The 22,058-nt window shown below is 73.2% G+C and carries 21 protein-coding genes; 7 read left to right on the top strand and 14 right to left on the bottom strand.

Annotated features, from left to right (window positions below; genetic code table 11):
* Positions 1–42: 42 nt before the first annotated feature.
* Positions 43–2,004: a Xaa-Pro dipeptidyl-peptidase gene (locus AGRA3207_RS06415; protein WP_231333624.1), complete on the bottom strand. Its 1,962-nt coding sequence runs from the start codon at positions 2,002–2,004 to the stop codon at positions 43–45.
* A gap of 82 nt (positions 2,005–2,086) precedes the next feature.
* Positions 2,087–2,323, bottom strand: a complete 237-nt coding sequence (locus AGRA3207_RS06410) for a hypothetical protein (protein WP_231333623.1) — start codon at positions 2,321–2,323, stop codon at positions 2,087–2,089.
* A 64-nt stretch (positions 2,324–2,387) separates the two neighbouring features.
* Between AGRA3207_RS06410 and AGRA3207_RS06405 the strand changes: the two genes are divergently transcribed.
* Positions 2,388–3,827: a sulfatase family protein gene (locus AGRA3207_RS06405; RefSeq protein ID WP_231333622.1), complete on the top strand. Its 1,440-nt coding sequence runs from the start codon at positions 2,388–2,390 to the stop codon at positions 3,825–3,827.
* Here AGRA3207_RS06405 and AGRA3207_RS06400 read toward each other — a convergent pair.
* Positions 3,818–6,274 carry a HelD family protein gene (locus AGRA3207_RS06400; RefSeq protein ID WP_231333621.1) on the bottom strand — a complete coding sequence of 819 codons (2,457 nt, stop codon included), beginning with the start codon at positions 6,272–6,274 and terminating at the stop codon, positions 3,818–3,820. The two genes, AGRA3207_RS06405 and AGRA3207_RS06400, sit on opposite strands and share 10 nt — an antisense overlap.
* Before the next feature lie 244 nt (positions 6,275–6,518).
* Between AGRA3207_RS06400 and AGRA3207_RS06395 the strand changes: the two genes are divergently transcribed.
* Positions 6,519–8,210 (top strand): alkaline phosphatase D family protein, encoded by a 1,692-nt coding sequence (locus AGRA3207_RS06395; RefSeq protein ID WP_231333620.1) that lies wholly within the window; start codon positions 6,519–6,521, stop codon positions 8,208–8,210.
* 103 nt (positions 8,211–8,313) lie between these two features.
* On the opposite strand, the gene AGRA3207_RS06390 is transcribed toward AGRA3207_RS06395, so the two are convergent.
* Positions 8,314–9,405, bottom strand: coding sequence for an ATP-dependent DNA ligase (locus AGRA3207_RS06390; protein ID WP_231333619.1), 1,092 nt, complete (start codon positions 9,403–9,405; stop codon positions 8,314–8,316).
* 77 nt (positions 9,406–9,482) lie between these two features.
* Here AGRA3207_RS06390 and AGRA3207_RS06385 point away from each other — a divergent pair, with 77 nt between their 5' ends.
* On the top strand, positions 9,483–10,250 hold the full coding sequence (locus AGRA3207_RS06385) for a dihydrofolate reductase family protein (RefSeq protein ID WP_231333618.1): 768 nt from the start codon (positions 9,483–9,485) through the stop codon (positions 10,248–10,250).
* Here the strand turns inward: AGRA3207_RS06385 and AGRA3207_RS06380 are convergent.
* On the bottom strand, positions 10,211–10,951 hold the full coding sequence (locus AGRA3207_RS06380; protein WP_231333617.1) for a pyrimidine reductase family protein: 741 nt from the start codon (positions 10,949–10,951) through the stop codon (positions 10,211–10,213). The genes AGRA3207_RS06385 and AGRA3207_RS06380 overlap by 40 nt on opposite strands.
* A 139-nt stretch (positions 10,952–11,090) precedes the next feature.
* Here AGRA3207_RS06380 and AGRA3207_RS06375 point away from each other — a divergent pair, with 139 nt between their 5' ends.
* Positions 11,091–11,486 carry a hypothetical protein gene (locus tag AGRA3207_RS06375; protein ID WP_231333616.1) on the top strand — a complete coding sequence of 132 codons (396 nt, stop codon included), beginning with the start codon at positions 11,091–11,093 and terminating at the stop codon, positions 11,484–11,486.
* A 33-nt stretch (positions 11,487–11,519) separates the two neighbouring features.
* On the opposite strand, the gene glgX is transcribed toward AGRA3207_RS06375, so the two are convergent.
* The 5 genes from glgX to AGRA3207_RS06350 form a co-directional block, all read right to left on the bottom strand.
* Positions 11,520–13,613: a glycogen debranching protein GlgX gene (gene glgX / locus AGRA3207_RS06370; protein WP_231333615.1), complete on the bottom strand. Its 2,094-nt coding sequence runs from the start codon at positions 13,611–13,613 to the stop codon at positions 11,520–11,522.
* 90 nt (positions 13,614–13,703) lie between these two features.
* On the bottom strand, positions 13,704–14,285 hold the full coding sequence (locus AGRA3207_RS06365) for a GNAT family N-acetyltransferase (protein ID WP_231333614.1): 582 nt from the start codon (positions 14,283–14,285) through the stop codon (positions 13,704–13,706).
* Between the two features lie 47 nt (positions 14,286–14,332).
* Positions 14,333–14,896 carry a DUF4262 domain-containing protein gene (locus AGRA3207_RS06360; protein WP_231333613.1) on the bottom strand — a complete coding sequence of 188 codons (564 nt, stop codon included), beginning with the start codon at positions 14,894–14,896 and terminating at the stop codon, positions 14,333–14,335.
* 176 nt (positions 14,897–15,072) lie between these two features.
* Complete coding sequence (locus AGRA3207_RS06355) at positions 15,073–16,035, bottom strand: hypothetical protein (protein WP_231333612.1); 963 nt, start codon at positions 16,033–16,035, stop codon at positions 15,073–15,075.
* 224 nt (positions 16,036–16,259) lie between these two features.
* Positions 16,260–17,318: a PP2C family protein-serine/threonine phosphatase gene (locus AGRA3207_RS06350; protein WP_231333611.1), complete on the bottom strand. Its 1,059-nt coding sequence runs from the start codon at positions 17,316–17,318 to the stop codon at positions 16,260–16,262.
* Between the two features lie 364 nt (positions 17,319–17,682).
* Between AGRA3207_RS06350 and AGRA3207_RS06345 the strand changes: the two genes are divergently transcribed.
* The 3 genes from AGRA3207_RS06345 to AGRA3207_RS06335 all read left to right on the top strand — a co-directional run bounded on the left by AGRA3207_RS06345 (position 17,683) and on the right by AGRA3207_RS06335 (position 19,984).
* Entirely contained in the window at positions 17,683–17,892 is a 210-nt protein-coding gene (locus AGRA3207_RS06345; protein ID WP_231333610.1) for a hypothetical protein, read from the top strand.
* 788 nt (positions 17,893–18,680) lie between these two features.
* Entirely contained in the window at positions 18,681–19,007 is a 327-nt protein-coding gene (locus AGRA3207_RS06340; protein WP_231333609.1) for a histone-like nucleoid-structuring protein Lsr2, read from the top strand.
* A 266-nt stretch (positions 19,008–19,273) separates the two neighbouring features.
* Positions 19,274–19,984, top strand: a complete 711-nt coding sequence (locus AGRA3207_RS06335) for a DUF1707 SHOCT-like domain-containing protein (RefSeq protein WP_231333608.1) — start codon at positions 19,274–19,276, stop codon at positions 19,982–19,984.
* A gap of 55 nt (positions 19,985–20,039) precedes the next feature.
* On the opposite strand, the gene AGRA3207_RS06330 is transcribed toward AGRA3207_RS06335, so the two are convergent.
* From AGRA3207_RS06330 to AGRA3207_RS06315, 4 genes are all read right to left on the bottom strand, one after another.
* Entirely contained in the window at positions 20,040–20,318 is a 279-nt protein-coding gene (locus AGRA3207_RS06330) for a hypothetical protein (RefSeq protein WP_231333607.1), read from the bottom strand.
* 66 nt (positions 20,319–20,384) lie between these two features.
* Positions 20,385–21,149 (bottom strand): sirohydrochlorin chelatase, encoded by a 765-nt coding sequence (locus AGRA3207_RS06325; RefSeq protein WP_420830876.1) that lies wholly within the window; start codon positions 21,147–21,149, stop codon positions 20,385–20,387.
* Positions 21,131–21,841: a phosphoadenylyl-sulfate reductase gene (locus AGRA3207_RS06320; RefSeq protein WP_231333606.1), complete on the bottom strand. Its 711-nt coding sequence runs from the start codon at positions 21,839–21,841 to the stop codon at positions 21,131–21,133. The genes AGRA3207_RS06325 and AGRA3207_RS06320 overlap by 19 nt, the downstream gene beginning before the upstream one ends.
* Positions 21,838–22,050, bottom strand: coding sequence for a hypothetical protein (locus tag AGRA3207_RS06315; protein WP_231333605.1), 213 nt, complete (start codon positions 22,048–22,050; stop codon positions 21,838–21,840). The genes AGRA3207_RS06320 and AGRA3207_RS06315 overlap by 4 nt, the downstream gene beginning before the upstream one ends.
* Positions 22,051–22,058 lie beyond the last annotated feature (8 nt).

The raw sequence follows: 22,058 nt of genomic DNA, 5'->3' as shown, positions 1-22,058 counted from the left end.
CGGTGCGGGGGCGGCGGCCTGTGACGGGACGTCCTCGGGGCGCTAGTACAGCTTGCGCTCCTGGACGGGCAGGGTCACGTGGACCGGGCCGCGCCAGGGGGCGGCGGGCCGCGGGGAGAAGAAGCCGGCCGGGTCGCCCGCGGTGATCAGGGGGACGTCGATGGAGGAGCCGGCCAGGTCCACCGTGACCTTGGCGCCGGTGGGCTTCTCGGTGTTGTAGTCGGCGTCGGTCCCGGCGAGGACGAGCCCCAGCCGGTGGCCCTTCTTCAGCAGGTACTCCTGGCTGAGGGTGTCCCAGCGGACGTCGTAGTAGCTGCCGGGCTTCAGCGGGGACGGGTCGCTCAGCGACTCGCGGTTCTGGGCGTCCAGCCAGCCGCGGGCGACGACGTTCACCGCCGAGGAGACCGTCTTGATCCTGGCCTGCTTGTAGCAGGCGTCGTCGGCGGCGGTGCTCTCACCGTTGCAGTCCTCGGTGGTGAGCGTCTCGATGCCCGAGCCCGTGCCGAGGTAGTCGACGCGGGTGTCGTCGCCGTAGTCGACCAGCAGCGCCGTCACGTTCGAGGTGGGCTTGTTCAGCATGATCCGCAGCCGGGCGGCGGGCGTGCCGGACAGCCGGACGGTCTCCGGCAGCGGCCCGGTCACGTAGGCGAGGCGGTGGGACTTGCCGGTCTTCGGATCGGCGACCATGTCCGCCTCGGTGGTCCCCTTCCCGGCGCCGGTCACGTCGGTGAAGCTCCCGGTGGAGCCCGCCGGGGCGGCCTCGGGGCCGAGGGTCCCGTCGGCCTTCGGGCGCAGCGTCACCGGCTTCGCCTCCTGGGCGGGCCAGTCGGACTGGGTCACCCACTGGTCGGGGCCGAGCTGGATGTCCGCGCGCGGCTGCTTCAGCACGTCGTTGTCGATCTTCTGGAGCTCGTGGTCGAACCACTTGTGCAGGACCTCGACCCACGTGGAGCGCCGGATGTCGAACGGGTCGACGTGCCCGGTCTGCGACAGCCACACCTTCCGCGGGACGCCGCGCTTGGCGAGCGCGGCCCACCACTTGGCGAAGTGGTCGTCCTTGACGTTCAGGTCGTTCACGCCGTGGTAGGCGAAGATGCTCGCGCGGACGTTCTCGGCGCGGCCGACGGTGCCGTCGAGGTAGTCGGTGGTCTTCCAGTAGGCGTTGTAGTTGCCGGTGGCGTCGTCCTCGCCCTTGTCGAGGTCGGCCCTGACGGCGGCGCACTTGGCGGCCGGGTCGGTGTCGACGTAGTCCGACAGCCAGGGCTGCTCGTCGTCGTTGTACTTCACGCCGTTCATCCGGCTGTAGGCGTACCAGCTGCTGATGGCGGCGATCGGGACGATCGTCTCCAGCCCCTGCACGCCGGTCGCGGCGACGCCGTTGGCGAGCGTGCCGTCGTAGGACTTGCCGATCATGCCGGTGCGCCCGGTCGTCCAGGTGGCCGTGGCCGGGCTGCCGTCGGGCTTGACGGCCTTGGCGCGCCCGTTGAGCCAGTCGATGACGGCCTTGCCGCCCAGCACGTCGGACGGGCCGCCGCTGACCGGGCAGCCGTCCGAGCGGGTGGTGCCCACCATGTCCACGGCGAGGAACGCGTACCCGCGCGGCACGAAGTAGTTGTCGTAGTACAACGGGAACTTCTGGGGATCGCCCTTGGAGTCGTAGGTCTTGCGCTCGCTCTCGTTGCCCCGTCCCGCGTTGTCGTAGTAGGGGCTCTCATCCATGATCACCGGCACCTTGAGACCCTGGTCGGTCTCCTTGGGCCGGATGATGTCCACGTTGACCCGGTCGGTCTTGCCGTCGCGGTCGCTGTCCACGCCCGAGTCGACGTAGACGCGTTCGCGGATCGCGTCCTTGTAGGAGAAGACCGGCTGGGTGACGCCGTGCCTCACCACGATCGCGGGGGACGGCCGCGCGGCGGCGGTCGCCCCCGCGACGGCGAGGGCCGCGCCGGTCAGTACGGCGACGGTCGTCGTGCGCCGGGTTCGTCTCAGGGGTCGCCTGGCCAACCCGCACCTCCGGAGAATGGGGAGCATTCATTCCGGGCACAGGTTCCTCGCCCGGGCGCGTCCGGTAAAGGTCGGCGCTCGACTAACTCCGCCTGGTTTTGGTCACATCCTGCCCTTGCGCGCATTCGGCGTAGGCCACGGCGGGGGAGTCGCGGCCCGGCCGGGTCGAGTGCTCGGCGTACCGGAGGACGTCCATCATGATCCCGGCGGACGCCAGCGCGGCCGCGAGCCGCGTCATCGAGGCCGAGCTGCGCCGGACGCCGGGCGGGCTCACGACCGGGTGAGGGGCGCCTCCGCGTCCGCGCGGTGCCCATTGCACGAATGATCTCTATTCCCTACTATTTCGGTTTGTTTAGTAAAAGAGTAGGGAAAGTGGGTTGTCCATGAGCGAGACGGAGCGCACGGCGGACGGGACGTCCGGATCGGGGGTGAGCCGGAGGGGAGCCACCGCGGCGATGGGCGCGATGGCCGCCGCCGCGGCCGCCGGGCCCCTGGCCGCCGGGACGGGCACCGCGCAGGCGGCCGAGCGGCCGTTCCGTGCCGATCCGCGTCGGGGCACGGGCCGGCGGCCCAACGTCCTGGTCATCCTCGGCGACGACCTCGGCTGGGCCGATCTCGGGTGTTACGGCTCGCCGGCCATCCGCACGCCCCATCTGGACGGCCTGGCCCGGCAGGGCGTCCGCTTCACCGACGCCTACTCCGCCGCGGCCGTCTGCTCGCCCACCCGTTTCGGGCTCTACACCGGCCGCTATCCCGGACGGCTGCGCGGCGGCCTGGAGGAGCCGATCGCCCGCCCGAACGAGCTGCACGGCATCCCGCCGGGCCATCCGACGCTGGCGTCCCTGCTCAAGGACGCCGGGTACGCCACCGCGATGTTCGGCAAGTGGCACTGCGGCTTCCTGCCCTGGTACAGCCCGCTGAAGTCCGGCTGGGACACCTTCTTCGGCAACCTGTCCGGCGCCGTCGACTACTACTCCAAGATCACCTCGGAGGGACGCGACCTGTACGAGGGCGAAGTCCCCACCGAGTCGCTCGGCTACTACACCGACACCATCGCCGAACGCGCCGCCGCGTTCGTCCGCGAGGCGCGCGGCGGGCGGCCGTGGCTGCTGAACCTCAACTTCACCGCCCCTCACTGGCCGTGGGAGGCGCCCGGCGACCGCGCGGTGAGCGAGGAGATCACCGCGCGGGTCAAGGCCGGGGACGCGCGGGCGCTCTGGCACGACGACGGCGGCTCGCTCGACACCTACCGGCGCATGGTCGAGGCGATGGACGCGGGCGTCGGGCGCGTCCTGCGGGCGCTGCGCGAGACCGGGCAGGAGCGCGACACCCTGGTGCTGTTCTCCAGCGACAACGGCGGCGAGCGCTGGTCCTACCAGTGGCCGCTGACCGGCGCCAAGGCCGGGCTGAACGAGGGCGGCATCCGGGTGCCCAACATCCTGCGCTGGCCCGCGCGCATCCGGTCCCGCCAGGTCAGCGGTGTGCCCGTGATCACCCAGGACTGGACCGCCACGATCCTGGAGATCACCGGAGTGCGGTCCGCCGCCTCCCACCCCCTGGACGGCAGCAGCCTGGCAGGGCATCTGCTGCGCGGCGAGCGCCCGCCAGGCCACGACCTGTTCTGGCGTACCCGGACCTCCCGGGCGCTGCGCCGCGGCCGGTGGAAGTACCTGCGCACGACCCCGTCCTCCCCGGGCGCCCTCTACGACCTGGGCGCCGACCCGCGCGAGCAGGCCGACCTGTCACGCCGCCGCCCCGAGGTCCTCAAGGCGCTGCGGACCCGCTGGGAGGAGATCGACAAGGAACTCCTCCCCTACGCCTGAGACGGCCCGGGACCGCCGGGTTCGAGGCGCGCCAGCATGTCCGGCAGGTCGCCGTCGTGGACGACCGTCAGCCGGCGGGTGGCGCGGGTGAGGGCGACGTAGAGGTCCTGGCCGCCCTTCGGGGACTCGGCGAGGACGCCCGCCGGGTCCACGACGACGACCGAGTCGAACTCCAGGCCCTTGGCCTCCGCCGCGGTCAGCACGACGACGGGGGAGTCCAGGGCCTCCGGGGTCGCGCCGGCGGCGGCGTCCGGGAGGGCCTCCAGGACGCCGGGGTGCCACGCCGCCGAGGAGATCACCGCCAGGCGCCCCTCCTCCGGGCCGCGCCCGGCCGCCGGGCCGGGCGCGACCTCCGCGAGCTCGGCCCGGACGAGGCCCGGCAGGCCGGAGACCGGGACCGCCACGGCGCGGGGCGGGGGGCCGTCGTCGCGGACGGGCTCCGGCGGGATCTCCCCGGGCGCGACGGCCGCCAGCACGTCCTCGGCCACGCGCATGATCGCCGCGGGAGTGCGGTAGTTGACCATGAGGCGCTGCTCGCGCCAGCGGCCCGGGACGTAACGGTCGAGCATCCGCCCCCAGGAGGAGGCCCCCGCCGCGCTGCCGGTCTGGGCGATGTCACCGACGACGGTGAGGGAGCGGGTCGGGACGCGGCGCATCACCGCGCGCCAGGCCATCTCCGACAGCTCCTGCGCCTCGTCCACGATCACGTGCCCGTAGGCCCACTCCCGGTCGGCGGCGGCGCGCTGCGCGGTGGTGAGCGGCGGGCCGTCGTCGCGGTGCCGCTCGGCGACGAGGGCCGCGAGGTCTTGGGCGTCGGAGGTCACGGCGCCGGTCGACTCGATCACCTCGCGGGCGTAGCGCTCGTCGGCCTCGCGCCGCGCGGCGGCGGCGCGGCGGCGGGCCCGGTCGCCGGAGTCGTCGGAACCCAGCCACTCGGCGGCCTCGTCCAGGACGGGCACGTCGGCGACCGTCCAGGGCGATCCCGGCGGGCGGTGCAGGAGTGCCGCACCGGGCAGCCCGGCGGCCTCCCCGAGACGTCCGAGCGCCTCCGGGTCCGCGTAGAGCCCGGTGAGGAGCCGCTCGGGCGTCAGCTCCGGCCACAGCGCGTCGATCGCCTCACGGACGGGCGGCTCGTGCCAGAGGGACTCCTTGGCCAGCCGCAGGTCGGCCTCGTCCAGGAGCGGGCTCTCCCCGGCCTCGTCGAGCAGCTCCTGGAGCCAGCCGGGGACGTTGCCCGAGCGGGTGATCTCCTCCAGCGGCTCGTCGATGAGCCGGTCGAACTGCTCCGCGCGGTTCAGCGCGAGCGCGTCCAGCAGGTCGTGCACGAACCGCCGGCGCTGGAGGTTGTGGGGCGCCCGCAGCGCGCGGGCGCGGTCGCGGGCCAGCTCGCACGCGGCGGCCTCCACGCGCAGCGTCATGCCCTCGGACTCGACGCTCAGGCCCCCGTCCGGGACGCGCTGCCGGTCGCGGACGGCCGCCTCCACCAGGGCGGCCATGCGCAGGTCGCCCTTCACGACCGCGACGGCGGGAGAGTCGGCCGCGGTCGCCTTGAGGCCCGGGTACAGCTCGCCGACCGTGGCCAGCGCGACGTCGGTCTCACCCAGCCCCGGGAGCACCTGCTCGATGTAGCGCAGGAACGTCGCGTTCGGGCCCACGATGAGGACGCCGCGCCGCTCCAGCACGTCGCGGTGCGTGTAGAGCAGGTACGCGGCCCGGTGCAGCGCCGCGACCGTCTTGCCGGTGCCGGGGCCTCCCTGGACGACCAGGACCCCCTGCAGCGCCGAGCGGATGACCTGGTCCTGCTCCTCCTGGATGGTGGCGACCACGTCGCCCATCCGGCCCGTCCGCCCGCGGCGGAGGGTGGCCAGCAGCGCCGCCTCGCCGACGATCCCGCCCCGCTCCGCCTCGTCCAGGCCCTCCAGGTCGAACACCTCGTCGTCGAGCCGGACGACCTCGCGGTGGCGCAGGTGCAGGTGGCGGCGGCGCGCGAGGGTGCCCGGGGCGCCGGGCGTCGCGGTGTAGAACGGGCGGGCCGCCTCGGCGCGCCAGTCGATCAGCATCGGCTCGTGGTACTCGTCGCGCAGCCCGATCCGGCCGATGTAGAAGGTGTCGCCGGGGCCGTCCGCGCCGGAGCGGTGGTCGATGCGGCCGAAGCACAGGCCGTTCTCGACGCCCGCCAGCCTGGCCAGCCGGCGGGCCGCCTCGTCGGTGGCGACGGCGCTCTCCAGCCGGGCCTGGAACGCGCCCCCGCCGCCCGCGGCGGGGCCCTGCCGGAGCGCGGCCTCGGCGCCGGCCCGCTCGGTGTCGAGCCGTTCGTACACGCGGGATACATACGCCTGCTCGGCGCGCACGGCCGCCAGGCGCGCCCCGTCCCGTACCCCGTCCGGAGCCTCGGATCCGATTTCCCCGCGATCGGGCTTGACATCGTCCGCTTGACGGAGTCCCATGCCTCGGATACACTCCTGTTCGTAGGGTGGAGATCTGTGTGTCCGACAGTACACAGATTTCTAGTCTATCAGCCGGCTCCCCTCCTGCGCGCCTTTTCGTCACCGCTCCCGCGTGACCGCCATGTGATCCCTAAAAGATCGTCTTTGTTGCGGCGCAAGTCACCCGAGTGGTTTCTCCCGGCCATCGGCCTTCATGAGGCTGTCCGGCGATCCATGTCGGAGATCCGAAAGGTCACGCATCCCCATGGCCGACTCCATGCCCGGTCTCAACCGCAGATCGTTCCTCGTCGCGGGCGGCCTCGCCGTCGGCACGGCCTACACCGCCGCCGGCATGCCCGGCGTCCCCGCCACCGCCCACGCCGCGCTCCGCTCCCGCGCCCTCGCCGGCGACCCCTTCACCCTCGGCGTCGCCTCCGGCGACCCCGACCCGCAGGGCTTCGTCCTGTGGACGCGGCTCGCCGCGAACCCGCACGCCGAGGACGGCAAGGGCGGCATGCCCGACCGCGACGTCCCCGTCCGCTGGGAGATCGCCACCGACGAGCGGTTCCGCCGCGTCGAGCGGCGCGGCACCGCCACCGCCCGCCCCGAGGGCGCCCACTCCGTCCACGTCGAACTGGACGGCCTGCGCCCCGGACGCGACTACTGGTACCGCTTCCGCGCCGGCGACTACGTCTCCCCGGCCGGACGGACCCGCACCGCCCCCCGCGCCGACACCTTCGGCCCCGCCCTCGCCATGGGCTTCGTGTCGTGCTCGCAGTACGAGCACGGCTACTTCAGCGCCTACCGGCGGCTCGCCGAGGAGGATCCCGACCTGATCCTGCACCTCGGCGACTACCAGTACGAGTACAAGAAGAGCACCTACACCATCCCGGGCGGCAACGTCCGCGACCACGAGGGCCCCGAGACGGTCACCCTGGCCAACTACCGGCTCCGGCACGCCCAGTACAAGACCGACGTCGACCTCCAGGCCGCGCACCAGGCGGCGCCCTGGCTCGTCGTCTTCGACGACCACGAGGTCGAGAACAACTGGGCCGGCGACGTCCCCGAGGCCGGCTCCGACACCCCCGGCACCGCGGAGTTCCGCAAGCGCCGCGCCGCCGCGTTCCAGGCGTACTACGAGAACATGCCGCTGCGCCGCCGCTCCATCCCCGACGGGCCCGACATCCAGATCTACCGCCGGATCCAGTGGGGCAGGCTCGCCAACTTCCACATGCTCGACACCCGCCAGTTCCGCGACGACCAGGCGTGCGGCGACGGCAACAAGGTCTGCGACGACTCCGACGACCCGAAGCGCTCCATCACCGGCGCCCGGCAGGAGAAGTGGCTGATCGACGGTTTCCGCAGCTCCGAGGCCCGCTGGGACATCATCGGGCAGCAGGTCTTCTTCGCCCAGCGCGACAGCGACTCCGGGCCGCTGAAGAAGACCTCGCAGGACGCCTGGGACGGCTACGTCGCCTCCCGCGACCGCATCACCCAGGGCTGGGTCGACGCCGACGTCCGCAACGCCGTCGTGCTCACCGGCGACGTCCACGCGCACTGGGCGAGCGACCTCAAGGAGGACTACGACGACCCCGACTCCGACACCGTCGGCTCCGAGCTGGTGTGCACGTCCATCACCAGCACCGGCGACGGCAAGGACTCCGACCCCGCCGACCACCCCTACCTCAAGATCAACCCGCATCTGCGCTTCTACAACAACCAGCGCGGCTACGTGATGACGAAGATCGGCAAGGACGCGATGAAGGCCGACTTCAAGACGCTCTCGACCGTGCGGACGCGCGGCGCCAAGGCGTCCATCAAGGCGACCTTCGTCATCGAGGACGGCGAGCCCGGCCCCCAGCAGACCTACCTGCGGCCCTACGCCTCCGCGAAGATGTCGGCGAAGGCGGAGCGGGACCTGATCGAGCAGACCATCCGCAACGAGACCCAGCCCTGACCATCCCCCCAACGGCCGGGCCGCGTCCCCACCGGCGGGGGGCACGGCCCGGCCGGCCGCGTCTCAGCGGCCGGCGCGGGGGCTCGGCGGCCGGGGCGGGGTCTCAGCGGTCGGCGCGGGGGTTCGTGGCGGCGCCGCCGAGGATGTCGTCCAGGTCGTAGGCGACCGGCTGCTCGAGCTGCTCGTAGGTGCAGGACGTCGGCGTCCGGTCGGGCCGCCAGTTCCGGAACCGGGCGGTGTGCCGGATCCGGTCGCCCTCCATCGCCTCGTACGCCACCTCCACGACCAGCTCCGGGCGCAGCGCCACCCACGACAGGTCCTTCTTGCCCGTCCAGCGGGAGATCGCGCCGGGCATCCGGTCGACGGTCGCCTCCGTCTGCCGCGCCCACTCCGCCCACGGGTGCTCGTCGAGGTCCTCCAGCAGGTACGGCTTCAGCTCCTCCACCAGCTCGGCGCGGCGCTTCATCGTGAACGAGGCCGCGACGCCCACGTGCTGGAGGTGCCCCTCGGCGTTGTACAGGCCGAGCAGCAGCGACCCGACGATCGGCCCCGACTTGTGCCAGCGGAACCCCGCCACCACGCAGTCGGCGGTCCGCTCGTGCTTGACCTTGAACAGCACGCGCTTGTCGGGCTGGTAGGGGATGTCGCGCGGCTTGGCGATCACCCCGTCCAGCCCGGCGCCCTCGAACTCCTCGAACCAGCGCAGCGCCAGGTCGTAGGAGTCGGAGGCGGGCGTCACGAACACCGGTGCCCGCGCCCCGGCCAGGGTCTCCACGAGCCGGCGCCGCCGCTCGCCGAGCGGCACCTCCATCAGCGACTCGTCGCCCACCGCCAGGAGGTCGAACGCCACGAACGAGGCGGGCGTCTCCTCCGACAGCAGCTTCACACGGGACGCCGCCGGGTGGATGCGCTGCTGGAGGCCGTCGAAGTCCAGGCGCGTCCCCTTGCGCAGGACGATCTCGCCGTCCACCACGCACCGCTCGGGCAGCTCCCGCCGGACCGCCTCCACCAGCTCGGGGAAGTAGCGGGTGAGCGGCTTCTCGCCGCGGCTGGACAGCTCCACCTCGTCGCCGTCGCGGAACACGACGCAGCGGAAGCCGTCCCACTTGGGCTCGTACAGCAGATCGCCCTTGGGCATCGCCTTGACCGCCCTGGCCAGCATCGGCGACAGCGGGAGACTGATCGGCAGGTCCATCCCCCCATAGTGCGCCCTGCCCCCGACAAGGGGACACGCCGGGGCACCCGAAACAGCCGTTGGATAGCCTGCGGACCATGCTCCGCCTGCTTCCCGGACCCGCCGCGGACGATGTGGATCCCTATGAGGCGTACGGGGATGCGCCCGGCCTGCGGATCGGCATGGTGATGAGCGTCGACGGCTCCGTCACCGACGCCGAGGGCTGGACGGACGGCCTCGGCGGCGCCGCCGACTTCCGTGTCTTCCGGGCGCTGCGGGCCCTCGCGGACGTGATCCTCGTCGGCGCCGGGACCGTCCGGACGGGACGGCTCGGCCCCGCCCGCCTCCGCGCGGACCTGCGCGCGCGCCGGGGACGCCCGCCCGCGCCCATCGCCGTGGTGAGCCGCTCCCTCGACCTCGACTGGACGCTCCCGCTGTTCACCGAGGCCGAGACGCCGACGATCGTCGTCACCACCGAGCGCGCGCGGGGCCGGGTCCCGTCCGGGATACCCGTGGTCACCGCGGGGGAGGACGACCTGGACCTCCCGGCGGCGATCCGCCGCCTGGGCGAAGACCACCCGCATGGGGGACGCGACCCGCACGGCGGACGCGACCCGCAGGGCGGACGCGGGCGCCTTCTCTGCGAGGGCGGTCCCGCCCTGGCCACGGCGCTGATCCGCGCGTCCCTCGCCGACGAGCTGTGCCTGAGCGTCGCCCCGGCCCTGGCCGGGGGCGCCCGCCACACCCGGCTCCTCGGCGACCTGGACGCCGAGGTCCCGCTGGAGCCCTCCGCCGTCCACCTGGACGAGGGCGTCCTGTTCGTCCGCTACAGGCTGGGGGCGCCGTCCCCGCCGCGCGAGGTGTAGCGCAGGAACAGGAACCCGTCGTCCTCCAGGGCGTGCCCCAGGGTCATCTCGGGCGGGACGGACACCGGCGGCCCGTTCAGGATGCGCGTCGGGCGCCCCCCGATGAGACGCGGGCTCAGCGTCAGGCACAGCTCGTCCAGCAGACCGGCCTCGACCAGCCCCCCGAGCACCGCCGGTCCGCCCTCGCACAGCATCCGCCGGTGACCGCGCGCCTCCAGTTCCCGGACGGCGGCGGTGAAGTCCAGTGACGCCTCCCCGGCGACGATGACCTCGGCCCGTTCCCGCGCCGCCCGCAGCCGCGCCGGGTCCGCCGCGGCCGGCGCGAGGACGATCGTCCTGGCGGCGGCCTCGGTGAACACGGGCGCGTCGAGGTCGAGGTCGAGGGAGCGCGAGACGATCGCCAATGGCGGCACGGGCGCCCGCCCGTCGCGCACCCCGCCCCACCCGTCGTCCGGGCGGACGGGCCCGTACCCCTCGGCCCGGACCGTCCCGGCGCCGACGATCACCACGTCCGCCAGCCCGCGCAGCAGCGAGAACAGCGCCCGGTCGGCCTCGCCGCCGAGGCCGCCGCTGAGACCGTCGCGCTGCGCCGCCCCGTCCAGGCTGGCGACCATGTTCGCCCGCAGGAACGGGCCGTGCCCGGGATAGGCGTAGCGCTCGGCCAGGTCCACCGGCCCGGGCGCGGGAGCGAGGTTCCGCATAGGACCACCACGCTACTGCACACCCAATTTGACCGGCACGGTAACGGTCTGTGGGGCAATCTGTGGGAACCCGCCATGGCGGCGCATCCGGCGCGCGACACTGGTCGCGGGGACGGGGACCTGAGCGAAGGGATGGGAGTTGGAGTTCGCCGCACTGGCCGCGTGGGTTCTCGCCGCGGCCGCCGGGGGTTACCTGCTGGTCGTCTGGACGGCGCGCGGCGGGCGGGCGACGAAGGTGACGCGCTTCCCGGTCCTGGTCGTCGTCGTCCACCCGCTGACCGCCGTCCTCGGGCTCGCCGTCTGGATCGCCTACCTGTCCACCGGGTGGGCGGGCTACGCCTGGGGCGCGTTCGCCGCCCTGCTCGTCGTCGCCTTCCAGGGCTTCATGCTGTTCACGCGCTGGCTCGTCGGGCGCGGCGGACGGCACGCCCGCGGCGCCGAGCAGGCGTTCCCGGCCACCGCCGTCGCCGTCCACGGGCTCGTGGCCGTCGCCACCGTCGTCCTGGTGTTCCTGACCGCCATCCAGATCGGCTAGCCCGTCGGCCCGCCGAACCGCCGGCCCGCCGGGCTATCCCAGGCGGCGGAGGACGATCAGGGAGCGGCCGGTGACGTCCACGTCGTCGCGGGCCTTGAGGCGGGGACGCCCGTCCACCGCGTCCGGCTCGGCCGTGTCGAGGACGAACTCCCAGCGCTCGCCGTACGCGCCTTCGGGGAGCGTGAACCCGACCGGGTCCGCGCCCGCGTTGACCAGCAGCAGGAACGAGTCGTCGCGGACGCGGCGGCCGCGCGGGTCCGGCTCGGTGATCGCGTCGCCGTTCAGGAACACCCCGAGCGACTTGGCGAACCCCACGTTCCAGTCCTCGTCGGTCATGACCTCGCCGGCGGGGGTCAGCCAGGCGATGTCGGCGGCGGCGCCGGTGCCCGTCCCGGTGAAGAACCGGCGGCGCCGGAACACCGGATGGTCGTGCCGCAGCCGCGACAGCCGCCCGACGAACTCCACGTCGCCCGGCTCGTCCCAGTGCACCCAGGCGATCTCGTTGTCCTGGCAGTAGGCGTTGTTGTTGCCCCGCTGCGTGCGCCCCAGCTCGTCGCCGTGGGAGAGCATCGGCACCCCCTGCGACAGGAACAGGGTCGCCAGGAAGTTGCGGCGCTGCCGGGCCCGCAGCTCCAGCACGCCGGGGTCATCGGTCGGGCCCTCGTGGCCGCAGTTCCACGACCGGTTGTCGTCGGTGCCGTCCCGGTTGCCCTCGCCGTTGGCCTCGTTGTGCTTGTCGTCGTAGGAGACCAGGTCCGTCAGCGTGAACCCGTCGTGGCACGTCACGAAGTTGATGGACGCGAACGGGCGCCGCGCGCTGTGCTCGTACAGGTCGGAGGAGCCGGTGAGCCGGGACGCGAACTCCGGCATCGTCGCGTACGAGCCGCGCCAGAAGTCGCGGACGGTGTCGCGGTACTTGCCGTTCCACTCCGTCCACAGCGGCGGGAAGTTGCCGACCTGGTAGCCGCCCTCGCCCACGTCCCACGGCTCGGCGATCAGCTTGACCTGCGAGACCACCGGGTCCTGCTGGACGAGGTCGAAGAACGCGGCCAGCCGGTCGACGTCGTGCAGCTCGCGGGCCAGCGCCGAGGCCAGGTCGAAGCGGAACCCGTCCACGTGCATCTCCAGGATCCAGTAGCGCAGCGAATCCATGATCAGCTGGAGGGCGTGCGGGTGGCGGACGTTCAGCGAGTTGCCGCAGCCGGTGTAGTCGAGGTGGTAGCGCCTGTCGTCGTCGCGCAGCCGGTAGTAGGAGGCGTTGTCGATCCCGCGGAACGACAGCGTCGGCCCCAGGTGGTCGCCCTCGGCGGTGTGGTTGTAGACGACGTCCAGGATGACCTCGATGCCCGCCTCGTGCAGGGTGCGGACCATCGCCTTGAACTCCAGCACCTGCCCCCCGGCCTGCCCGGACGAGCTGTAGGAGTTGTGCGGCGCGAAGAACCCGATCGTGTTGTAGCCCCAGTAGTTGTCCAGCCCCCGCGCCACCAGCGCGTGCTCGGGGATCGACTGGTGCACCGGCATCAGCTCCACGGCGGTCACGCCGAGGTCGAGCAGATGGTCGATCATCACCGGGTGCGCGAGGCCCGCGTAGGTGCCCCGCTGCTCCTCGGGGATCCCGGGATGCAGCCGGGTGAGGCCCTTGACGTGCGCCTCGTAGATGACGCTCTCGTGGTACGGCACGCGCGGCGGCCGGTCGTCCCCCCAGTCGAAGAACGGGTTGACCACCACGTTCTTCGGCATGAACGGGGCGCTGTCGTCCTCGTTCAGCGCGCCGGGGTCGGCGAACCGGTAGGAGAACAGCGACTCGTGCCAGCGCACCCCGCCCTCCACGGCCTTGCCGTAGGGGTCGAGCAGCAGCTTCGCCGGGTTGCAGCGGTGCCCGTCCCGCGGGCTGAACGGGCCGTGCACCCGGTACCCGTAGCGCTGCCCGGGGCCGACGCCCGGCAGGTAGCCGTGCCAGACGAACCCGTCCACCTCCGGGAGGTCGCGCCGGACCTCGTTCCCGCCGGAGTCGAACAGGCACAGCTCGACCCGCCGTGCCACCTCCGAGAACAGCGCGAAGTTCGTGCCCGTGCCGTCCCAGGTGGCGCCCAGCGGGTACGGATCCCCGGGCCAGACCTCCCGCATGCGCTCCCTCTCCTCGACCGGTCGACGACAGACCCCGTCGATTGTGACCTACCCGCGCGCTCACCGCCCGCCGCGCGCGACATCAGAGTGTCACCGCGTCCCGCCGCGGGGGAGGCGCCAGACGGTCTCCCCGTCGGCGGTCTCCGCCGTGGGCCGCAGGCCGAGCCGGGCGGCCACCGCCCCGGACGCCGCGTTCCCGGGGTGGATCGCCGCGACGATCTCGCCGGCACCGTGGGCGAGGAGCCAGTCCACCAGCGCGCGGCCCGCCTCCCCGGCGAAACCGAACCCCTGGTAGGGCATGCCGATGACCCACGCGACGGACGCGACGGTCCGCGCGGGCGAGGGGGTGACGGTGGAGCCGGCGTCCCGCGGCGTCACCGTGAAGCCCGGCTGCGCCGGTTTGACGGTCGCCTGGACGTACCCGACCGCCTGCCCGTCCCGGACGCGGCGGACCACCCAGTTCAGCCAGCACTCCTGGTGGAACGGCGCCGGGCCCGCCACCAGGTGCTCGTACCGGGCGCGCAGCTCGTCCCGGGTGAGGGGCTCGCCGCCGATGAAGCGGTGCAGGCGCGGGTCGTCCAGGACTGCGGCCATCTCGTCGGCGTGGTGGACGGCCAGCGGCTCCAGCACGAGGCGCGGCGTGGCGATGGTCTCGGCGATCGGCCCGTACACCCGCCGATCGTATGCCGCGGGCCCGCGGGCGGGGAGGACGCGCGCCGTCAGCCCTCCAGGGCCTGGACGCGGCGCGTCCACGGGCCGGGGGAGTGCTGGGACGGGGCCAGCCACAGCCACGGCTGGGAGTGCCGGAACGCCAGGTCGGTGCCCGGCTGCCAGGGGAACAGCCCCTCCGGGTTCGGCCAGGCCACCTGCAGGATCGGCAGCGGCGGCCGCCGGTAGAAGGCGACGGCGCCGGCGAACAGCGCGTCGTACCAGCGGACGTCGGCCATCCGGAACGCGGCCTGCCGTCCCCGCACGACATTGTCGCGGCGCTCGCCCTCGGCGGGCCCGTCGCCCTCGGCGGTCTGCCGGCCGAGGGCGTTCAGCGTCTCCTCCATCTCGTACACGTCGCCGCCGAACAGCGCGAGCTCGGCCGACCGGTGGCTGTGCCACAGCCCGATCGTGTACGCCCAGCCGGGGAGCTCCCCGTCCGGATGCACGAGGACGACGCTCCATCCGTACTGGCTGATGTGCACGATCGTGCGGAGCTGGAAGTTGTCCAGGCGGTCGCGGTCGCCGTAGTCGTGACAGATCACGCAGGGGCAGGAGGGACGGCCGTCGGGCATGGCCTTCAGCCTACGATCAAATCATGACAGCGGGTCCCGCCGGAGGACCCCGGCGTAGCCGCCCCTTCACCCGGCGCACACATTTCCGCCGGTCAGGGCGCCTGCTAACGAAACGCGAACAACCCCGCCGGACCTGGCCACCAGGGTCACCGGGGGGCCGGGCCCGGCGGCGCCGGCTACTGCCGGACGATCCAGTGGTCGTTCGCGCCCTCGCGGACGAACTTCAGCGCCGGGCACAGGTAGTCGTTCGGGTTCGGCGAGGTGACCGGCTGCCACGGCGACTCCGACGGGCTCGCCGGCTTCCACGCGCCGCCGTTCCGGAGCTGGATGGAACTGCTCTCGAACACGACGTTCTTGGCGTCGGTGCAGTAGTAGGCGGTGTTGGTGGCGGAGTTGCGGCTGGCGTAGATCTCGAAGATGTCCCAGCCGTACTTCAGCGAGCTGGTGTCGGTCCCCGACTTGCTGTAGAAGAGGCTCCAGCTGCTCGTCTTGAAGTTGTAGAGGTACGCCGACCAGGCGTTCTGGCCCGCGTCGGTCTTCACGAGCTGCACGCTGTAGGCGGGACGCCCGTTCACGGTCTTGGTGTAGGTCTGGAGGAAGTCGGCGTCCATCTTGACCTCCTTCTTCGGCCCGTTCCCGCCGCACCAGTCCCAGGCCCAGATCTCGTTGCCGACGGCCTGGGAGTACACGGTGGTGATCTCCATGCAGGACCCGGCGGCCTTGATCGTCGGCGTGTAGGTGTAGTCGTCCTTGAAGGACACCTTGTAGCTGGTGTCGACGCTGTGCGTGGCCTGGAACCCGTCATGCGACCCGGCGGCGGGCTCGACCCCCCAGAAATGGTGGACCTGCTCGCGCGCGACACGGTCGCCGTGCAGCTCGCGGAACGCGGCGACGGCCTTGGCGCTGCCCGCGTTCCGGACGAAGGCGCGCGCGCCCTCGACGGTCCCGTGCTTGGGCGCGTTCGGGTCGGGGGACGTGGCGGCGCTGTTCCCGCCGGGGGGCGCCTGCACGGCGGAGGCCGGTCCGGTGGCGGCGGGGGCGGCCGCGAGCGCGGCGGCGGTGGCGACGGCGAGCAGGGCCCGTCGGGCCGGAACGACTCCGGGCGACCCGGTTCTCGGCGGCAGCATTCTAGGCGGCATGGCGGGACTCCTTGCGGGGGGCGGGAGCGATTCGGCATGCGCGCGCTGGCCGTGGCACGGGGCTGGGGGCCCGCGCCGGTCCCAAGGATCATGACGCGTCCGGCCTACTGTCAATGACGGGCTTTTCAGTGGCCTTCCAGAACGCGTCGAAGGCCGCGTGGACGCGCTGGTCACGCGCTGGTCACGCGCTGGTCACGTGAGGTCGCGGGAACGCGCCGAGGGCGTCAGGCGCGTTCGGTCGTCAACAGCAGCATCGCCGCGTCATCGTCGAGCGGCGCCCCTACGTACCGGAGGAGGTCCGCCTGAAGCGTGTCCAGGGCCGTTTCGGGGTCGGCGTCCAGAAGCGAGGCCGCCCGTTCGGTCAGCGGATAGAAGTCGCCCTTGCCATTGCGCGCCTCCACGACGCCGTCGGTGTAGAGCAGCATCTGGTCTCCGGGGGCGAACCCGACGGAGAAGGTGCACGCGGGCTCGTCGACGAGCCCGGACAGGCCCAGCGGCGGCGCCGCCTCCGGCGGGTCGAGCGGCTCGGCTGCCCGGCCCGCGCGGACGAGGAGGGGCGGCGGATGGCCCCGGTTGAGCAGCGTGACCCGGTCGTCGGGATGCAGCTCGGCCAGCACCGCGGTGACGAACTGCTCGCCGGTGAGCCGCCGCGCCAGCGTCCGCTCGATCCGGTCGGCGACGCCGGGCAGCCCCGGCTCGTCGTAGGCGGCCTCCCGGAAGGCGCCGAGCACCGCCGCCGCCGTCTCCACCGCGTCCAGCCCCTTCCCCTGGACGTCCCCGACGATCACCCGCACGCCCCGAGGCGTCATCACCACCTCGTACAGGTCGCCGCCGATCCGGGCGCCAGCCGCGGCCGAGATGTACCGGACGGCCGCGCGGATGGGCCCGACGCGGCGGGGCATGGGCCGCAGCAGCACCCGCTGCGCCACCTCGGCGATGGTGCGCACGTCCGCCAGCTCCCGCTCGTCGCGCTCCCGGTAGAAGCTGGCGAGCATCCCCGCGGCCGTGACGCCGATGAGCGAGATGAAGGTCAGGGTGCTGTTGCGGCTGCTGAGGATGTGGTTGAAGCGCGCCAGGCCGGCGCACAGCGCCAGGGCGAGCACGCCGACCGCCGCGGTGCGCGCCACGCCCCCGGCCAGGCTGGCGAAGGCGGGCCCGAGGGCGAGCAGCGGGAGATAGCCCGTCCCGGGCCCGGCGAGGACGTCGCCGATCGCGACGACGGCCATCATGGCGAACGGCAGGATCGTCAAGGGCGACCAGACGTCGCGTTTGCCGGACCCCATCCGCTCACCCCCCCGGGTCTGTGATCAGGCCCTTCCCCGCCGCAGCCTAATGTCACCGGCCGCCGGCCAGGGTCTGCGGACGATCCGGGAGAACGCCGGACGGCTGCCCCGCGCGGGCCTCGCCGGGGATCCGCCGGGCTTTTCCCCGCCGCCGCCCCGGCCCGTGCGAGCAGGGTTCACCGTAACGGCCCGGGCCCGGCTGCCGCGGTTTTTGTCCCGGTCCGGACTCGGGCGGCCGTCCGGGCGCGGCGACTCGGCGTTCTCGGCCCCGATGGAGCCGGCGCCGGCGGACAGTTCGCATTCACCCGAACAGGGTGTCGCGCCACCGGCTTCCCGGACCTGTGGATCCTTGGATTCGTGAACCGTGGGGCAGTTCTATACGAACCTGTACCGAGGTGTCCTTACCGAAGCCGAGGCCGATCATGTCGCTGCGCCGCCCGGAGGTTTTGTCGAGCGGGCTTCCGCCGGCGTACTCGACGCCCGTCTGTTCTGCGCCCGTGCGCCGGTCGCCTTCGACTCGTCGTTGCGACGCACCTCGACGACGGTTTCATCTAGGTCGGCGGTGGTGATGTAGGCGTCGGCGGTGAATAGCGCGGGCGCCGCGGAAATCGGCTCGGAGGTGCTGGAGGTTGGCGTGGGGATGCCTCCCGGTCTTGGCGGGCCGCGCCTTTGCCGGCCGGGACGGCGCGGGGCCGGCCCATCGCGGCCGCCCGCCGGGCCCTCGGCCTGCGGCGGCCTGTTCGCTTCGCGTGCCCGGAGCCGCCCTGGACGGGCCGGGCGCCGGGCGAGGGCCCCTCCCGTCCGCCCGCCCGCGCTGTCAGCGCATCGGCGCCCCCGCGGGTTCGCGGGTTGACCTGCGAGGCGTCGCCTCACCGGGGGCGTCATGGCACCGGCGGGCGGCGGGATCGCCTCGGTCTCCGCCACGCTCGGCGGGTGCCGCGTATGCCGCCCCGACTTCGTCCGGTACGGGCGAGGAAGACGAGTCGGCAAGGGCCTTCCCGGTCATCGGCCGGTAGCCGGGGTGGCTTGTTCCCATGGCCTGCGGGGTGCTCTTCTGCATCGGATGAGGAATTGGCCCTTCGCGTGCACGGCGGTGGCGCGGGCTGCCTTCTCGCCGCACCGCCCGCGGATGGGGCTCAGGGAAAGGACCGGGCCGCGGCTAAGGTTCTCCGGCGGACGACCCGTGCGACCTGCGGGCGAAAGCTGCGAGTGGGTGATCGGCGACCCGAGGTCACCGTGGCGAAGGGCATTGGCGAAAGGATCGGGTGTTCGCATCGGAGTGAAGGTCGTTGCGAAATAACATCGCCCGCCTAACATCGGCTACTCTTCGAACTGAGAAACCGAGCGAGAGGAAGTCTACTGATGGCACAGAAGGTCCAGGTTCTCCTGGTTGATGACCTTGACGGGGGGGCGGCGGAGGAAACCGTGTCCTTCTCCCTCGACGGCCGGGCGTATGAAATTGATCTGAACAAGAAAAACGCGGCCAAACTACGCAAGGCCATCGCGCCGTACAAGGACAATGCCCGCAAGGCGCGGGCCGCGGGCGGGCGCCGGGGCGCCGCGCGCGTGGCGGGCAACCGCGAGCGCAGCGCCGAGATCCGCGAGTGGGCCCGGTCGGCCGGGATCAAGGTCAACGACCGCGGCCGCATCCCCGCCAACGTCATCGAGCAGTACGAGGCCGCCCACTGAGCGAGCGCGATGGGCCCGGCCCGCATGTCCCCGGCGGGGCCGGGCCGGGCGGCTTGGCGCGACCCCGCCCCGGCGCGGCCGGGAGCGCGTCCCATGGGAGCCGCCGCCCGCGCCCGCGAGGGGCCCGCCAGGGCGCGAACCGCCACGTTCTGGGACGAGAAGAGCATGTCAAGAGCGTGTCCGCCAGTGCATCCTCCTGAAGTGGTGGGGCGATCTCGTCCGCGCGGCGGATTGCCCGTGGGCCGCGGGGGCATACTTTCGGAACCATGAGTCAGTCCAGTCCGCAGCCCGGGCGGCCGTCCCCGAGCCGTCCCACGGACCGGCGGCCGGAGCCCCGTCCCGGGGTGGTCCCGGCGCAGGCGGACGGCGCCGGGGGGTACCGGGCGTCCGACGCCGAGCGGGAGGCCGTGGTCGAGCGGCTGCGGATCGCCTCGGTCGAGGGGCGGCTGACCTTCGAGGAGCTGACCGAGCGGACGGAGGCGGCCTACGCGGCCGTCACCCACGGCGACCTGGAGCGCATCACCCGCGACCTGCCCGGCATGGGCGCGCCCGGCGCCAACCCCGCGCCGCTGCAGGTCAAGCGCAAGTTCAGCGCCATCATGGGCGACTGCAAGGAACGCATCGTCGGCCGCATCGACGAGCGCCTGGAAGTGGTGTCGGTGATGGGCGACGTCGAACTCGACCTGCGCGGCGCCCAGGTGCCCACAGGCGAGGTCACCGTGCACGCCACCGCCGTGATGGGCGACATCAAGATCATCGTTCCGGACGGGGTGAGCGTGCGCCTCTCAGGCCGCGCGGTCATGGGCGAGCGGCGGGTCGCCGTCCGCGAGCCCCGCCCCGGCGCGCCGGTCCCCGTCGTCCACGTCAACGCCAACGCCGTGATGGGCGACATCAAGATCGTGGACGACGAGCACCACGCGCCCCTCCGCGGCGCCATCGCCTCCTGGTGGAAGGACCGGGGCTCGGGCACCGCCTGACCGCCCCATCGCGTCTCAGGCGCCTGGAGGCCCTCCCCGGGCCTTGGGGCCGTGCTCAGCGGCTGTCGTCGCCGCGCTCGGCGTCCGACACGCCCTCCTCGTCCGGCGGCAGGGCGTCGGGGTGGCCCACGTCGACGCCCGGGGTGCCGGTACCGCTGATCTCGTCCTCCTGGCGGGGCTCCTCGTCCACCGGGTCCTCCCCGGGGACGCTCAGGGGCACCTGCGTCCCCGGGACGGTGCGCCCGCGGGCGTCCGACCCCTGGTTCACCGGCGCGAAGTCACGGTCATGGGTCGTCCCGGGCTCGTGCCCGGGGCCCTCTCGCTCGTCGTCCATGGTCGCGCGCATACCCGGAGGATCGGCGATGGAACGTTCTCCGGCACACGCCGCCCGGGGGAGGCGTCAGACGGCCGCGGCCTCGCGGGAGACGGCGAGGGCCTCGTCGTAGCGCCGGACGACCAGCTCCGCGACCTCCGGCGCCGCGCCGAGCACGGGGGAGACGGCCGCGGCACCCGCCGCGAGCGACTCGGCGCGCACCCGGTCGGCGAAGTGGCCCGGCGCCAGGAAGTAGGACGCGACGGCCACCCTCGGGACGCCCGCGTCGCGCAGCGCCGCCACCGCCTCGGCGGGGGACGGGCGGGACGCGGACGCGAACGCCGGGACCACGCCCCGCCATCCCCGCGCCCGCCACTCCCGCGCCAGGCGCGCGATGGTGGCGTTCGCCGAGGCGTCCGACGAGCCCGCGGCGACCAGCACCACGGCCGTGCCGGGGTCGCCGGGCTCCACGCCCGCCTCGGCCAGGCGCCGCTCCAGCGCGCCCATGAGGAGCGCGTGCGGGCCCAGCGTCGCGGCCGTGCGCAGCCCGAGGCGCGGATGCCGGTTCCGGACCCGCGCCAGGACGCCCGGGATGTCGGTCTTGCTGTGGTAGGCCGCGGTGAGCAGCAGGGGGAGGACCACCGCCTCGCCCGCGCCGCCGCGGGCCAGCCCGTCCAGGACCCGTCCGGGCGCGGGCGGCGCGTGGTCCAGGAACGAGGCGTGGACGGGGACGCCGGGGCGCAGCGCCCGGACGGCGCCGAGGAGGCCGGCGACCGTCGCGGAGGCGCGCGGGTCCCTGCTCCCGTGCGCCACCGCGACCATGGGGGGTGCGCTCACAGGTGGATGCCGCATTCGGTCTTGCCCATCCCGGCCCACCGGCCGCTGCGCGGGTCCTCGCCCGGCGCGACCGGGGCGGTGCACGGCGCGCAGCCGATCGACGGGTAGCCGTCGTAGTGCAGCGGGTTGACCAGCACCCCGTTGTCCTCGATGTAGCCGTCCATCTGCTCCTGGGTCCAGTCCAGGATCGGGTTCACCTTGACCATGCCGCGCTTGCGGTCCCACTCGACGACGCGGCGGTCGCGGCGGCTCGCGGTCTCGTCCCGGCGGATACCGCTGAACCAGGCCATGTAGCCCTCCAGCGCCCGGCCGAGCGGTTCCACCTTCCGCAGGTGGCAGCACAGGTCGGGGTTGCGGCCGAACAACCGGGGGCCGAGCGCCGACTCCTGCTCCTGGACGGTCCTGGACGGCGTCACGTTGATGACGTTCACCGGGTAGACGGCCTCCACCGCGTCCCGCGTCCCGATCGTCTCGGCGAAGTGGTAGCCGGTGTCGACGAACAGCACGTCGATGCCGGGCTTCACCTTCGACACCAGGTGGATCAGGGCGGCGTCGGACATGGACGAGGTCAGGCAGATGCGGTCGCCGAACGTCGCCGCGGCCCACCGGATGACCTCCAGGCTGGGCGCGCCCTCCAGGGCCGTCGCGGCGGACTCGACGATGTCCTCAAGGTCGAGTGTGGGTCTGTCGGTCTCCAGAAGAGTCACCGAGGGTCCTCCTTGTGTGTCCGGGGCGCTCCAACACCGAGGAACTTCAGGCGGAAGGAGCGGACGCAGTCGTGGCAGAACCACGCGGCCCCTTCTTCCTTGCGGGGGGACGGCCCCCCGCCCCCTCCGGGGAGATCGGAGGGGGCCAGCGGCTCGAGGTTCTCCTCGCCGCAGTACGGGCAGTAGAACGGCGCGGCACGTTCGCTCATTTCCGCTG

This window comes from Actinomadura graeca (assembly GCF_019175365.1).
In the GTDB taxonomy this organism is placed as follows: domain Bacteria; phylum Actinomycetota; class Actinomycetes; order Streptosporangiales; family Streptosporangiaceae; genus Spirillospora; species Spirillospora graeca.
Note: the sequence above shows the minus strand (reverse complement) of the source record. Positions and strands in the feature narration are given on the sequence as shown.